The sequence below is a fragment of the Peribacillus sp. YIM B13482 genome, from assembly GCF_042787975.1.
Taxonomy (GTDB): Bacteria; Bacillota; Bacilli; order Bacillales; family DSM-1321; genus Peribacillus; species Peribacillus simplex_A.
Genome location: NZ_JBHZPF010000074.1, coordinates 1 through 15,644, shown reverse-complemented (window position 1 = coordinate 15,644; position 15,644 = coordinate 1). Strand labels below are relative to the sequence as shown.

Genomic DNA, 15,644 nt, shown 5'->3' with positions numbered 1-15,644 from the left:
AATAAACAAGTAATTAACGATAAAAATCAAAATGGGGAAGGAGCAAAAGCTCTCCCCCATTTTGTCAACAGCCCCATTAACGGAAGGTTTTTTTAAAAAAGCGTAATTATAGCACTTTACTCAAGAAGGCTCTGGTTCTTCCCTGCTGGGGATTATCAAAAATCTCACTGGGGATATTTTCTTCGATAATATAACCTTCATCCATGAAAATCACGCGATCGCCAACTTCTTTTGCGAACCCCATCTCATGGGTCACCACCACCATGGTCATGCCCTCCTTGGCCAGTTGCTTCATGACCTCAAGGACTTCACCGACCATTTCCGGATCAAGAGCGGAAGTCGGCTCATCGAATAACATGATTTTGGGTTCCATCGCCAACGCCCTGGCGATTGCCACACGTTGCTTTTGTCCCCCCGATAATGAATCCGGGTATGCGTTTGCTTTCTCGGCAAGCCCCACTTTCTTAAGCAGTTCAATGCCTCTTTGGGAAGCCTGTTCTTTGGAAATCTTGCGGACCTTTAAAGGCGCGAGCATAATATTCTCAAGAACAGTCTTATGTGGGAATAAGTTAAAATGCTGAAATACCATGCCAACTTCCGTTCGAACTTTATTGATATTGACCTTCTTGTCTGTCGTATCAAGTCCCTCGATGAAAATATGGCCTCCCGTTATCGTTTCAAGTTGATTGATACACCTAAGGAAAGTGGATTTACCCGATCCAGAAGGCCCAATTACCACCACTACTTCCTGAGGTGCAACGATTGCATTGATATTTTTCAATACTTCATTTTCCCCAAATGACTTCTTTAGATTCTCGACCTTGATCATTCTGTTTTCAACCTTCTTTCGAGTCTATTTAATACGAAACTTAAAATGAGGGTCAGGAATAAATAAATGAAGGCACATGCCAAATATGGCTCCCAAACTTTAAAATACTGACTCCCCATCGCTTTCCCCCAATACATTAATTCTGGTGCTGCAATGACACAAAGCAGGGATGAATCCTTCAATAATACGATGAATTCATTTCCCAACGGAGGGATCATTCGTTTAAAAGCTTGAGGTAATACAATATGAATCATTGTTTGGGTATGGGTCATTCCCAATGAACGTGCCCCTTCCATTTGCCCTTTATCGATGGATTGAATGCCCGCACGGAAAATTTCCGCAATATATGCGGCTGCATTTAAAGATAAAGCAATGACCCCAGCAGTTACTGCATTCGTTTCCCCGGTAAAAAAGGGCACAATGCCAAAATGGATTAAAAAGATTTGAACTAATAGCGGTGTTCCGCGAAAAACCGTGACATAACAGTAAAATGGAAAGGCAAGCATTTTATTTCTCATGATTTTCCCTAAACCGATCAATAACCCCAAAAAGGTTCCGATGAGGATGGAGGAAACCGACAGCCCTATAGTAAGTAATGTTCCTTTTAATAAGAAAGGAGCATATTCAAAAATAATATCCCAGCGAAAACTCATTCCGTTCCCCTCCTAAAGACCAAAAAAACTGCGTAACTTCACACGTAAAGTTACGCAATCTTCTACTATCCACTTGTTTTATTGTTGTGCTTTCAATGTTTCGATATCTGGATCAGTACCAAACCACTCTTTATAAATTTCTGCGTATTTACCATTTTCATAAATGGCATTCACTGCTTTATCGAACTCCGATTTCAATTCACTGCCTTTTGGGAACATAAGACCATAGAATTCCTTATTGAAACTATTGCTATCTTCAACGACTTTCAGTTTTTGATCTGGGTTATTTTTCACATATTCTTCAACAACCGTATTATCAGCTACGACAGCCGAAGCTCCCCCTTTTAGTAATTCCTGAATGGCCAGGTTATTATTTTCAAATTTCTTGATGTCCTTGTGATTTTTTCCAAGGAGTTTCTCTACCGCTTCCTGTCCGGTTGTACCAGTCTGAACGGCAATGACCTTCCCTTTCAATTCATTTCCTGATTTTATATCACTTTTCTCTGGAACGAGAATCTTGTTTGTGGATAAAAAGTACGGAACCGAAAAATCATAAGATTGTTTTCTTTCGTCATTCACAGTAATCGCAGAAATTGCGACATCCGCTCTCTTAGATTCAATTTCAACAAAAATCGGATCCCAACCAACGGTTTCCAATTTAACTTCATAACCCGCTTCATTAGCAACAGCATTGATGAAATCAACATCGAATCCTACAATCTTATCACCTTCAAGAAATTCAAATGGAGCATAATTGGCGTCCGTCACGATCCTGAGTGTTTTTCCACTGGACTCTTCTTCTTTACTGGTTGTCGAGACTTCCTTATCCTTCCCGCATCCTGTCATGACTAATAACAAAGAAGTTACCATGGCAAAAACTAAAAAAGAAACCTTTTTCAAAATAATCCCCTCTTCTCTCTCGTAAACTCTATTTTTTAAAAAAAACAGATAAATCTAATTTTATAGAAGATTCAGTTTATTCTTTCAAGAATATTATACGTTTATTTGTTTTTTTATGCAATAAAAAGTCGGACAATTAACTTTAGTAAAATAAATTTTTAATCAATTAACTCAGTAAATTAGAAACGTAATTATGCTTTAATGGGTAAACACACAGACTTTCCAATTAATGGTTATTATATTAGAAACAGATAGTGCCAACTTTCTAAAGGTTTAATCGAACAAAAATAGCAGCGGCCAAATTAGCGTGGCCGCTGCTTAAATGATTATCATGGGACTTCCTTAGTCCCCTCTTCAATATCTAACATATCCAACAGGAAGATGAAGATCGGTATCCCGATGATCAATCCCCATATCCCAAGGAAATGCTCGGAAAACAATAGGATGATAAAGGTGAAAAATGTTGGAAGATTTGTTTTTGCCGACATGAATTTCGGATTTAAAATATAGCTTTCAAGTGAATGGATCACAACAATCATGATAAACACAGCAATCACTTTTGGCATACCGCCGATACTGTAGGCAATCATGCTAAGTGGAACTAAGGAGATAATAACTCCTGCAACCGGAATCAACCCTAGGAAGAAAATCATAATTCCTAGACCGATCAACTGTGGAAATCCAAGAATCCATAAGAAAAATACCGAAAGGACTGCATTCGTAATGGCTATTAAGAACTGGACCTCAATTACTTTTCCGAAAGAATTGATGAACTTAACTCCAAAGTGACCAAGATTTATAAAGAAGGATTTGAATTTACCCCGCTTAAATTTAGAAGTAAAACGAATAATTTTATCTTTTTCCAATAAGAAAAATAGACTAAGCAGTATAGAAAGGAAAATCTGTAATGCCAGTTTGCCGAAATCAGATACATAAAGATAAAGCGTATTCATCTGTTTTTGAAGATCGAGCGGCGATCCGTTCTCGTTCATTAAACTAATGGCGTATTGAATGACCCGACTATCGGGAGGATGTTGAAAGAAGAAAACGATTTGTGTAACTAATTCCGTAAATTGCAACGTTATGACCGGTAGATATTTATAAAGAACGATGGCTAAACAAGAAATAACGACTGCATATAAAAAGCTAATAACAACCTTTGAGTTGATATGCATCACTTTATTTAGCCGAATCATGATAAATTGCTCCAGCCTTCCCATCAAGAAAGTGAAAACAAATGTGAATAACACGATATTAACCATACTTCCGATGCTTATTAAAAAGAGGACTAACACAATTAATGTAATTAACCTTGAAAAACCTTCGCTTTGCAAATACTCTTTTACCACTTACCTATCTCCTAACTACCATTCTGCTGTGATAATTCCTATTTTACACGGAATTGAGGGATTCTACTACAAATACCTTACATTGACAACAAAATTATTTGAATCATCAGTAAGCCCCATTATGCGGACGTTAGATAAGACCTTTTTAGAACATCCGGTTCCTTAATTCCACTGCCATTCATGCATGAAAAAACATCTGCCAAATGGGCAGATGCTAATCCTCATCCTTCACATCGATATCTTCGGGGATGGGCTCGTTATAATAATCCGCTAATTGCTTCTTATACTTCTCCATCTGTTCAAGATGCATATTAAACTGCTCTTTAAAAATCAAATGATGGGTGTATATTATAAATTACTATGAGATAAAACTAATTAATCTTTGATATCACTGTATTTTTAATTGGGATAAAACTAAAAGAAGGACAAAACCCTTAATAATTAACAGGCGAATATATAATAACATTTAGATAAAACTATATTATTATAATCTGAATTGTTTTTATCCAGTTTACGCTTTGTATTCCCAATGTAATTTTAATTTATATAAATATAATTTTATGTCCCTGTAACGAGCTGAAGATCTGACATTAAGGTTGTTAGATAAACGTAGGTATTAGCCTTTATTAGTCTTCATCTTTAATATCTTTATCTTCTGGAATTGGTTCATTCTCCAACTCCTCCACTAACTTTTTATATTTCTCAAGCTGTTCAAAATGGGTCTTGAACTGTTCCTTGTAGACCAATACTTCACCCTCACCGTCATGCAAAACTCTTATTTTCCCTTGTAAAATTAATTTCTCCACATATGGTACAGACACCGATAAGTAATCAGCCGTTTCCTCTACTGTTATATACAATTAATTCGTCACTCCTTCATAGCTAACATAGACATCTTTCTTTTGCTCGATAGCAACCTACATAAAATAGTTTATATGCCAGTAAAACTTCTTCAATACGATTCACTGAGACTAAACATTTTTTGTTGTAAAATGAGACCTGCGACTACACTGTCGGTGATTAATTACGTACAGACTTATTTTGTCTCAGGTATGTAATTACCTATTGACGTCACTTTTATTGATAGTACATAAAAGGGCTACTCTTAAGGGCTGCCAATTTTGGTGAAAGTTAACCTATTAGATGTAGCCTCCCTCTACCCGTTCATCACGAGACAGCTCCTGATCGAATCGCCAATCTCTTCCAGAAACAAATTACTAATGATCAGTCTTTTATAAACAATCAAACTTAGTTTTCAAATCCAATAAAAAATATTTTGGAGCAGCTACTAAGGATAAGGATAACATTTTTCAAACAATAGTCTTCTTGAATTCATTATTATATTTTTCACCTGTATTCTTACGTTCCAAGACGGACACATCCTCTCAAAAATCATTGTAAGGACTTAACTAAAATGTGTCCATGAAACTATACTAACTCCATTATCCACATTTGTAATTTCATTCAATTTGTTTAAACTTTTTTTTAAAAAAATATTTGTTAGTCTTCTTTTTAACAACCTGTCCAAACCAATTTATACTTTCCTCATAGAATGATTACAAGTAATTATTTCGAAATGGAGGAACAAACCATTGAGTGACACAGATTTTTCACATGATTCTCCCAAGGGCCCAAAAGGAAGACTAATTACTGGCCATTCAAAGGAGTTTATTTCAGATACACTTGGCTTTCTTACCCACTTAGCAAAAGAATATGGAGATGTTGCTAAAATTCGTTTTGGACCTTTCCAAAATGTTTACTTCATTTCAAATCCAGATTTAATTAAGCAGGTACTTGTAACAAAACAAAAATCCTTCTTGAAATCTAAGGACTTCCATGCTTTAAAACCATTACTTGGAGAAGGCCTTCTTACAAGTGAAAAAGAAATTCACATGCGCCAAAGAAGGCTTATTCAACCTTCTTTCAAAAGGTCTCATATTAGCAATTATGCACAGGATATGATTGATATAACAATGAACTATATTTCCGATTGGAAAAACAGGGAAGAACGGATTATTACGGAGGATATGATGAGCCTTGCTCTCGGTATTATCAGCAAGACCATGTTCAGTATGAACCTCAAAGAAGGATATGACGAGCTCGGGGAACCTATAGAAGCATCTATGAGAATTGCTGTTAAAAGGATGAGAACACTTCTTCAATTGCCACTATGGGTTCCGACTAAAAATAACCGTGAATTTAAAAATTCGATACAAAGACTTGATACAGTGATTTATAACTTTATTGAAAAACGTAGGGCAGATGCAGAGAGACATGAGGACATGCTTGGGATTCTAATGGATGCTCGAGATGATGAGGATGGCTTAGCTATGACAAACCAGCAGGTACGTGATGAGCTAATGACCATTTTCCTTGCCGGTCACGAAACAACTGCAAACGTGCTTTCCTGGACCTTATACTTGCTTTCACAACACCCTGAAGTGGAAACTAAACTTTTCAATGAAATAGATAGCGTAATCGGCAATCGTAACCCTACTCCTGGCGATTATATGAAATTAACGTACACACAAAATATTATCAATGAATCAATGCGCATATACCCGCCTGGCTATATAGTATCACGGAAAGTGGAGGAGGATGTGGTAATAGGAGGATATCATTTTAAAAAAGGCGATATGCTCTTGTTAAGTCAGTATGTGATGCACCACAAGCCAGAGTATTTTGATAATCCAGAGTCTTTTAATCCTGAGCGATTTGAAAACAACTTTGTGAAAACTCTACCTCCGTTCGCTTACTTTCCATTTGGCGGAGGGGCGAGAGTTTGTATCGGTAATCATTTCGCAATGATGGAAGCTGTGCTTGTTTTAGCGTGCATTGCTCAACGATATCGGATAAAGCTTGCGCCGGACCATCATGAAGTAAAACCACTTCCGTCTATTACACTCAGACCAAAGCGTGGATTGCGCATGATAGTCGAAGATAGAAAAGAGTCTTTTCGTGAACCCTTAATTGATGATTAGTAATATGGATTTATGGCAGCCATTTGGCTTTGGAGTATTTGGGTGTGTTGGCCATTTTAGAAGACCCTATTCTTTCAGTGACCATTTTTAGCAGATTTTTCGTAGGAGTCATAATATCACGTTATAGATTTCTAAGAACTCACTATTTATTTTCACCTCTGAAACAAAGAAACAAAAGGCTGCAATGTTCTTCTTCAAGAAAGCATTGCGGTCTTTTCATGTTTCTGTTGGCAGCACTGGCAGAATATTGATAATCGCTTTTCATACGACCACAAGTCGTCCTCATCCAGGCCATGTGTACATTTGATGTTAATATGCCGAAATTATACAAATTGGCTTCAGAAATAATTAGTAAACTCCCATTTGCAATTACGTTAGGTTCAACAATTGATATAGGGATGTAACGTCTTCTTTCGGATGATACTTTTGGGATAGCTATATATTGACTGTCAGGCTGTCTTATTTCACCGAATAGCATAGGATAATCAGCTAATTTATTAGTAGCTATTCTTTTACTGGTTTCTCTAAATTGTTTTGTGTTTCTAATCCGGTCCATAATAAATCTTGATTTCCGAATTAATCTGGGGTCTGGAGTATCTTTGAGCCATAAACACCAACGAATTTTATTATTTATTAGTTCGTCACCGCCAACATATCTTTTTAATAAGATTTCTGTGTCGGGATTCTCATCTACACACTGTTTTTTTTCATCATTCGATAGTATCAAAAATCCATTATCTATGGGCATACTTCCATAATTTATTTTAGCAACATTCACGAGAGGATTTTTCCTGCTTTCAATAAACACAGTAGGAGCATCTACTAGATAAGGATTGATATTTTGGGTAAGTATTACTTCGTCACCGTCAAAAATTTTCTTTTTCTTGAGGGTACCTTTTGAAAAACCTATTATTACACAATGGACAGCAGCCTTTCCTTTTGCCTCATTGGTCCAGACAAAAGACCGGTAAGCAAAATCTATCACTATGCCATATTCTCCAATGATTTTTTCCATAAAATAGGTGTTTATTCACCTTGAACTATACTATTTGTGGATACAAATGTTGTCCTAACAAATGTATCTTGCATATATTGTACAGCTTTATAATACCTCGATTACTTTATTTGTATTATTGTTGGTTATTTTGCTATCCATTTTCTATCCTCCTGCCCAAAATACAAACGTATATTCCCCTATTAAGAATAGCATAAAGTTTATATTCTGTCTCAATTTTCAAAATATTAGATAAAAAAATACCCCCTTAAAAACCCAGACACATCAATGTGTTTAAAGGTTTTTAAAGGGAATAACATAGTTTTGTCTAAATGTTATTATATACCTGCTCACCGTCATGAACGGTGCGAATTTTATTTTGAACGATCAAACTTTCTATATAAGATTCCGGCATCGATAAATATTCCGCAGTCTCTTTTACTGTCAAGTACATGCCTTCACCCCTTTTCCTTACTAACTATACTAGATTGGAGGCATTATTTGAAGTGCTTGATCTTTGCAATTAAATAGCCCTTCCATACCAAAAAAAGGACGCATCCCGTTTCAGGGTTAAAAATCACAGTAATGACTTACAATCCCTTCCAATAACATGTAAGATAATGTTAAAGTAATATATCCATAGATTAAGAGGAGTGAACAAAATGACCTTCTTTTATGTCATTCTCGCGGCAATTTTTGCTGTTTTCCTGGTCAATTTCATGAAAAGGCAAAGTGAGCCGGCAAAATTGGAACGCTATCAAAATGAATTCCGTAAATACCATGCGGAAACTTTAGATCTGCATGCAACGGAAATCGTTTCAGAAGCATTGATAGAAAAGCTTAACAAAGCACTGGATATCGATTATATGGAAAAGGTCAATACTGAATTCCGACTGAAGCATCCAAGGGATTCACAGATAAGGGTCAATCAGGCATGGCGTGAATTGAAACGCTACTTGATTATGGCTGCTGTGTTTGGAAAAGTTGAAATGTTTAATTCAGTCATCGATGAGTTGTGGCATATCATGCTGGATTATGGACAGGAATATAATGAGTTTTGCCAGACTTTCATCGGTAGGGCCATTCAGCACCATCCTCATTCACAACCCGTTTTCAAACCTGAAGAACGCACTCTTTTTGACTTTTACTATATACAGCTATTTACGGTTGACTCCCCTTCAATCCAAAAATGGGGCAAGTTTTTCAAGCATGATAAAGGGCTAACGTTTCTCCGCGATTTTGAAACGATGGAACTGGAGCAGTTAAAAGAGAAATATATGCGAAAACCGACAAGTGCCCAAGCGGAACGGACCTTTGAATGTTTCACTTCCCAATTTAAAGAAAATCGTCCCTTGAAAGAATTGAATTGGCAGAAAAATTACAACCAGACGGACTACGCAGCTCCTGCCTATTTCACTTATGCCAGCACCGATGATTTTGACAGTGAATTTAAAGATATTTTTGGGAAAGAACCGACCGCGGTTTCCTCTGAATCCGGTCATGCCGTTCATGGTGGTGATCATAACAGTTCCCATGACAGCAGTTCTGATTCCTCTTCTAGCTGTTCTTCATGCAGCTCTTGTTCGTCTTGAGCATCAAAAAAACGCTTGGAAAATCCAAGCGTTTTTTTGATGCTCTATTATTCGTAACGCCGCTTAGCGCTTCTTCTTCATTAACCTTACAGTGGTTTAACAATACGATTAATTAATTCCAACGATTGAACCAATTCTTGATCCTTTGTTTATTTTTCTCAAGAACCTCCTTCGATGTCCGGTTGTCTTTTTGTTTTTTCCATTCAAAGAGAGATGCAATCCCGATAAGGAGCCCTCCGCCGATGATTAAATACAGCCACCAGGGCATCTCGCCCCACATCGAGTTGGTATTCATATAGACATTGAATAAAATGGTGCCAGTTCCAGCGATGAAATAGGATTTGTATTTCATCATGAATCCAAAGAGCATAGCAGCCAATGACACTGTTCCGATAATGAGCGCATCATATAAGGTGTTGCCCGCCATTGCATCAATGATCAAAACTGAAAACAGGAGGGAAACAATACCAATCTCAATATATTGTGTGATTTTTCCTTTAACAAAGATTTTCCTCAGCAGAATGGTGCTGATAATGAAAAGCGGCAGAATATTTACCTCCACCTCAAGTACCGCTGGTATCGTAAATTGATCGGTGATGACCCAATAGGGATAAAGACTGAACAATATCGCTGCAGCCAATTGGATTTTTCTTTCCATCGTTCCTGTCGTCGTGCTTCTCATTAAAATGAAATAGGCCGGAATCAGAAGTGCCACGATGATTTCGAGAATGAATTGTGGTTCCCCAGTCAAAACATCCATGTTCATGGCAAGAAGGAACAGCAGACCATAGACTCTGTAAAAATCCAATTGAAGTCCTGCCCCGCCTTTATTCAGCATGCCTTTAAAGAATTTCCTGCTTAATAGTACCATCATGGCCGTACACCCAAAAAGGATTGTCGTTTCAACGAAAGGCCGTAACGTGTCCGCATACATGATGATGGTCCAATACGGATACAAACTGAGAATTCCCGTCAGCCAAACATAGATGCCCTTTTCTTTTACATCCTTTGTGAAACTGCCAATCAGGATGAAGTAAACCGTGATCAAGAGTGATGCAAAAACCTGGAGTAACTGGCTTGGTGTTTCAGTTACTGCAACTCCCCTATTCATGGCAAGTAAAAATAGCAGGCCATATACTCTGTATGCATCGATGGTTATACCTGTTTCTTCCCTTTTGATTAATCCAGTGAAATAACGTCGGCTTAAAAATAGCATTCCTAACATACAGCTGAAAAGGACCATCAATCCCATTACAACAGAGAGGCTGTCGGCATAGATGACGATGATTAGGAAAGGATACAGACTGACTATAGCAGCAATATTGGAATAGATTTTCCGTTCTTGCTTTTCCTTTGTGAAGCTTCTCAGGAAAATGAAATAAGCGGTTAACAAGAGCGATACAAAGACTTTGAGTAACAGTTGATCAGTTTTATTAAAAACCTCTACATTCAAATCGATCATAAAGAATAAACCATAGATTCTGAAGGGATCAAAGCTGGTGATGCCTGATCCGTTTTTCTTGAGTAACCCGCTGGAATACAGCCTGCTCAACAACAACATTCCTGCCATACAGCCAATAAGAACAGCCAAACTCGTGAAGATTGGGAGTGTATGTGCATAGTCTTTGATCATGATAAACGGAAAAATTCCGATGATGGCCGCTATCCCTGAGTAAATGCTTCTTTCATTCTTATAGATCGTGAGCCTTCTCATCAAGATGAAGTAGCTAGGCAACAGCAGGGAAACAAAAATCCCCAAAATCGCAGAACCTGTATCGCTCGTAAACACTTCCAGATTCAGAGTACATAGATATAACAAGCCATAAATCCTATAATAATCAATGAATCTCTTCGATTCCTCTTGGCTGACCAATCCTTTGAAATGGCGACTGCTGGCAAACACCATCACAGCCGTGCATAAAAATAATACGATAATCGTCATAATCAGGGGTAATGTATTTACATACATATTGTAAAAAATGAACGCCAGGCTTAGAGGAACCACTACATAGTTCCGCCAATTCCTTTTCATGAGCAGATACCAGGTAAACAAGAACTGTACAGTCATCACCCCGACCCAGACCAATCCCCAGTCAAGCGGAAAATCCCGGATTGCCGTTTCCAATATGGATATGCTTATGCCTAAATGAATGAATGGAATAAGGTAATACTCCATGATGCCTTTCCAATTCTTATTGGAAACCGCCCACAGAATGGTTATGATTCCAGTTGTTATCATCAAGCATATTGATGTAATGAATACCATTTGCCCCATGTTTGCCAAAAATAAGTGGACCTGTAGGAAAAGAACTGAAAACCCTAGGTACGTAAAAACGTATTTTTCCCATTTCACATGTGCCCGCCAAACACTCAAAATATAGATCAACAGCTGTGCAGTATATAGGAACGGTGAACTTTCCGTATTGACAATGAGCAAATATCCAACAGGAATCGCCAGTATATTGGCAAGGTGACTTGCGTAAATGAAGTACTGTTTCCCATTTTTCGAATAATTCCCAAGCCATTCCCCTAAAAGGAAAAAGATAATAGGGCCGGTCAGCACGAACGCAATCTTCAACACCATTGAACCAAAATCAAAAACATCGTAGAGCGAAGCATATAAGCCGGCACTTGAAATCACGACAGGCACCCAGAATATGTGCTTCCGATGTATATGGACGGACCAACCATTTATTGCAGCAGCTACGGCAATCACTCCGCTTGCCTCTAAAGGATTCAGTGAATTGAACGGAATCCATAAAAAGGAAAGGAAGGAAAGAATCTGACCACTATATGCAAAAACAGGAAAGAATTTATGATATCCCTTTTTTAATGTGTAAGCCCCACCGATGGAAATCAGGGAAACCCCCATTAAATAGAGGCTGACCGGGATATTTGAACGGGCCCACTCTAAACTTTCCAACAAATATGGATAGAAAGCAACCAAAGCCAGAACGAAAGTGATTGGAAATCCGTAAATGGCGTTTTCCTTCATATGCTTTGTATCGTCTTTTATATATGTGATGAAGAAAAGTCCAGAGATCATGGCGAGGGCGGCGCTAACTGCAAGCCAATCCATCTCGCTGAATTTACTGGTCAGTATCATTAACATGATCATTGGGGAGATAAGTAAGATACTCCTCCTAAACAGGCTGTACCTTGGGTGGTTATATAAATATAATCCAAGATATTGAATGACCTGAAGGATAAAAATCAGATTTAAAACGGTAGAAAAAGAGACTGGCAAGGCAAAGAAAAGATATACGAACGCTAAGTTGAAAACAACAACCGCCGGGTACGTGAAGCTTGAATTTCTCGATTGAAGGGAAACATAGACAAGCTGTGCGGATACTATCATGAGCGCGATGAATATTTGCGCATAGTTTTCCTGGTACACCATTGCGTTTATATATAGGAAGACAATCCCGCTCTCAATCAAACTGGTAAACATGAAATTCCTGGAAAGCTTATTCATTTTGAATTTGGCCAGATATTTTGAAAGAGCTGTAAAAATGATTGGTACAAGTGCAAAAGCAATGACCACGTACTCACTTAAAAATGAATTAAAAACAAAATGGATATATCCATAAGTGAAAACGGCACTAAAAGCCATTTCATAATGTTTCTTTTGGAATTTAACGGAAAAAACTAAAAACAAAACAGAAAAGACCATCAACGTTAGCGAATAGACAAAGTTACTTGAAAATAACGTCAAGATCGCAAAGGCCTCCACGATGATCTTAAACTGGATGAATTGAAAAATGAATGGTTTGAATATCGTTAAGGCTTTTTGACTTTTCAATTGTTCAATATTCCATAAAAGTATTAAGTTAAGAATGCCAATCGTCAAAAACATCCACTCGATAGTCGGCGTCACAAAAGCTAAACCGAAATAGCAGGTAATACCGAACGTGAATATGGAAATGAATATGAATATTTTCGACTTAAAATAGTCAGCGATCTTAAAATAAATGGCTAAGCAGAGTAATCCTCCAAGAAACCCCAGAAGCCCCCGCCCCCCACCATTAAGTGAAAGGTACTCTCCAAAAATCCGATAATATGAAGCTGATAAAATCGTAATCGGGATAAATAAACCCGCTAGCGTCAGGAATGCAAAAGCGGTCTGTTTAATTTTCAGCTTTGAAGCGATGAAGGCCATTCCCGCAAAAATGCCGGATACCATTCCAATGAAGAAAACTTTCAGGACTGCATTCAAATCCCCCCATGAAGAGGTTGCCAAAATCACCCCGCCGAACAGAAGCAATATGACCCCCGTAAGCAGGATGACAGAGATATTCCGTTCCCTGATCTGCTCAGGTGTTTTCTTCGGTTTTACTGGTTTTGCTGGTTTCTCCCGCTTGATTTCCTGCTGTTCAATAACCGGTGTCCTTTCAGGGATTCCCTTGATAGGTTCAAGACTATCCTCCAAAACTGATTCATTAGGCTCAAATCCGGTCTTCTCATCTTTCATTATCGATTTTTTCAATCCACCAGATTCCAGTAATTCCAATGAAGATTCTTCAATCAGGCTATCTTGAACCTTCTTGTCGGGACTTTCACCGATAATCGTCTCAGGTCCTTGAATGGATTTCCTTTTTTCATGCTCTAAGCACTTTTGTTTATAGAGGGCTAATTGGAAATGCCTTTCGTAGGCCTTGCTAATCCGGATATATTCTGATTTAGGGATGAGCCGCCTTTCCCATAAAACACCCAGCTCTTCTTGGAAAATGCGCTTCCTGCTTTCTAATGTCATTTCTTCGTTTGAAGAATCATTCATCCCCAGATTCCCCTTCCTTCTATTAGGCCTTATATCATCGTATGTATATTCTCTTTTTGATAATAACAAAGTTTTTCCATTTTTTAAATATTAAGGATGATACCCTGATAAAACAACGGAAACCAGTGTCTTCCTCCCGACTCAAAAAAAGAATGACTTCAACTGAAGTCATCCAAAGTCTTAATTGATTTTTACTTTTCCTCGCTCCTGATAATGCATAAATAAACGATCATTGATATGAAAATCGAGACTGCTGCCGTGATATAGATGCTTCTATAGCCTAAGAGATAGCCTATCTGTCCGAACACAATAGCACCTATACCCACTCCAAGATCGAAAAAGGAAAAGTATGTTGCATTCGCCATCGCCTTTCGATTGGCTGCCGTCTTTTCAATCGACCATGCCTGAAGCGCCGGCTGAACGGAGCCGAACCCAAATCCATAAAGCACTGCCGCGATGTAAAGGACCGCTTCACCCGGCATCCACGCAAGCAGCAGCATCCCAGTCATGATGAGCACTGTTGAAGGAATGAATATTGCCCGATGTCCCCTTCGGTCATATAATCGACCCGAGAATAATCTCGTGACCATGAGGGCCATTGCATATACTAAAAAGTACCACTGAATTCCATCTACCCCTTTTTCCGCTGTATAAAGAGGAAGGAAGGTTGCAATTCCACCAAATGTGACGGAAATGAAGAAAATGAGTAAAGATGGCTGAAGGGCACTTTTTTCATATATATCGAACCTTTTGGCTGCCACTGCCGTCGAAGGATCACTATCCACTTTTTGATATCGAATAAATGATGCTGAAATGATGGCAAACAATCCTAATAATGAACAGATCAAGAACAACTCTTGAAACGGAAGGACCGTAACTAGAAATAGACCCAATGATGGACCGAATGCCAATGCTAAGTTACCCGACAAACCGTAGTAACCCATCCCCTCACCACGCCGTTTCGCGGGGATTATATCGGAAGCTATTGTTCCTGAAGCCGTTGATGAAAATCCCCAGCCGACGCCCTGTACAATCCGCATCATGAATAACAAGCCGATGCTGCCCATAAAACCGAAGGAACCCACGGACAATGCGAAAATGGCTAACCCGATAATAAAAACGATTCGCCTTCCCTTCGTTTCCAATAATCTGCCGGCAATTGGCCGAACAAGCAAGGCCGAAAAAGTAAAGATTCCAAGGACAGCCCCCACCAGGCGGTCATCACCACCAAGCTGCTCAACAAACAGCGGGAGGGTCGGCATCGTCATTTGAAATCCCATGAAGATGCATAGATTTGCCAAACAGATCATGATAAAGTCACGTGTCCAGATTTTGTCATTCCCTCTTACCCGTTCATCCACTAAGGTTTCCCTCATATCCCTTCACCTTCTAATTAAAATAGTCATTGCCAGTTTACTAAAAATGGTTAAAATAAGCGAATGATTTATTTCGTGTACCTAAATATATATCAAAAGAAAAGCCCAGTATGACACGAGGCTGCTGAAAAACTCACGTTTTTCTAACTAGTACGGTAAATCAAATTAAAAAAAGACGATTCTCATTCGATAC

General features: G+C 38.4%; 10 protein-coding genes and 1 pseudogene. 2 read left to right on the top strand and 9 right to left on the bottom strand.

All coding sequences use genetic code 11. The annotated features are described in order from the left end of the window. Positions 1-106: 106 nt before the first annotated feature. The 5 genes from ACFX4L_RS22980 to ACFX4L_RS22960 all read right to left on the bottom strand — a co-directional run bounded on the left by ACFX4L_RS22980 (position 107) and on the right by ACFX4L_RS22960 (position 4,591). The gene (locus ACFX4L_RS22980; RefSeq protein ID WP_317778133.1) at positions 107-829 is read right to left on the bottom strand and encodes an amino acid ABC transporter ATP-binding protein; all 723 of its coding nucleotides are present in this window, start codon (positions 827-829) and stop codon (positions 107-109) included. Beyond that, on the bottom strand, positions 826-1,482 hold the full coding sequence (locus ACFX4L_RS22975) for an amino acid ABC transporter permease (RefSeq protein ID WP_377384845.1): 657 nt from the start codon (positions 1,480-1,482) through the stop codon (positions 826-828). Before ACFX4L_RS22975 ends, ACFX4L_RS22980 begins: the two co-directional genes overlap by 4 nt. A 78-nt stretch (positions 1,483-1,560) precedes the next feature. Next, on the bottom strand, positions 1,561-2,382 hold the full coding sequence (locus ACFX4L_RS22970) for a transporter substrate-binding domain-containing protein (protein ID WP_377406305.1): 822 nt from the start codon (positions 2,380-2,382) through the stop codon (positions 1,561-1,563). A 329-nt stretch (positions 2,383-2,711) separates the two neighbouring features. Further along, complete coding sequence (locus ACFX4L_RS22965) at positions 2,712-3,731, bottom strand: AI-2E family transporter (protein WP_061461714.1); 1,020 nt, start codon at positions 3,729-3,731, stop codon at positions 2,712-2,714. Positions 3,732-4,357: 626 nt separating this feature from the next. Further along, positions 4,358-4,591, bottom strand: coding sequence for an excisionase family DNA-binding protein (locus ACFX4L_RS22960; protein ID WP_061461713.1), 234 nt, complete (start codon positions 4,589-4,591; stop codon positions 4,358-4,360). A gap of 732 nt (positions 4,592-5,323) precedes the next feature. Here ACFX4L_RS22960 and ACFX4L_RS22955 point away from each other — a divergent pair. Then, the gene (locus ACFX4L_RS22955; RefSeq protein WP_377384849.1) at positions 5,324-6,712 is read left to right on the top strand and encodes a cytochrome P450; all 1,389 of its coding nucleotides are present in this window, start codon (positions 5,324-5,326) and stop codon (positions 6,710-6,712) included. A gap of 142 nt (positions 6,713-6,854) precedes the next feature. On the opposite strand, the gene ACFX4L_RS22950 is transcribed toward ACFX4L_RS22955, so the two are convergent. Together ACFX4L_RS22950 and ACFX4L_RS22945 are read right to left on the bottom strand one after the other, a co-directional pair. Further along, positions 6,855-7,727 (bottom strand): type IIL restriction-modification enzyme MmeI, encoded by an 873-nt coding sequence (locus tag ACFX4L_RS22950; RefSeq protein WP_289321016.1) that lies wholly within the window; start codon positions 7,725-7,727, stop codon positions 6,855-6,857. A gap of 313 nt (positions 7,728-8,040) precedes the next feature. Further along, positions 8,041-8,160, bottom strand: a pseudogene (locus ACFX4L_RS22945) (excisionase family DNA-binding protein); the annotation flags it as partial. 208 nt (positions 8,161-8,368) lie between these two features. On the opposite strand from ACFX4L_RS22945, the gene ACFX4L_RS22940 reads away from it, so the two are divergent. Next, positions 8,369-9,298: a glycine-rich domain-containing protein gene (locus ACFX4L_RS22940; RefSeq protein ID WP_377384851.1), complete on the top strand. Its 930-nt coding sequence runs from the start codon at positions 8,369-8,371 to the stop codon at positions 9,296-9,298. A gap of 112 nt (positions 9,299-9,410) precedes the next feature. Here the strand turns inward: ACFX4L_RS22940 and ACFX4L_RS22935 are convergent, their stop codons facing one another. Both ACFX4L_RS22935 and ACFX4L_RS22930 read right to left on the bottom strand, forming a co-directional pair. Further along, a complete protein-coding gene (locus ACFX4L_RS22935; protein WP_377384853.1) occupies positions 9,411-14,075 on the bottom strand; it encodes a hypothetical protein in 4,665 nt (1,554 codons plus the stop codon). Positions 14,076-14,266: 191 nt separating this feature from the next. Then, positions 14,267-15,451, bottom strand: coding sequence for an MFS transporter (locus tag ACFX4L_RS22930; protein ID WP_377406302.1), 1,185 nt, complete (start codon positions 15,449-15,451; stop codon positions 14,267-14,269). Positions 15,452-15,644: the final 193 nt, after the last annotated feature.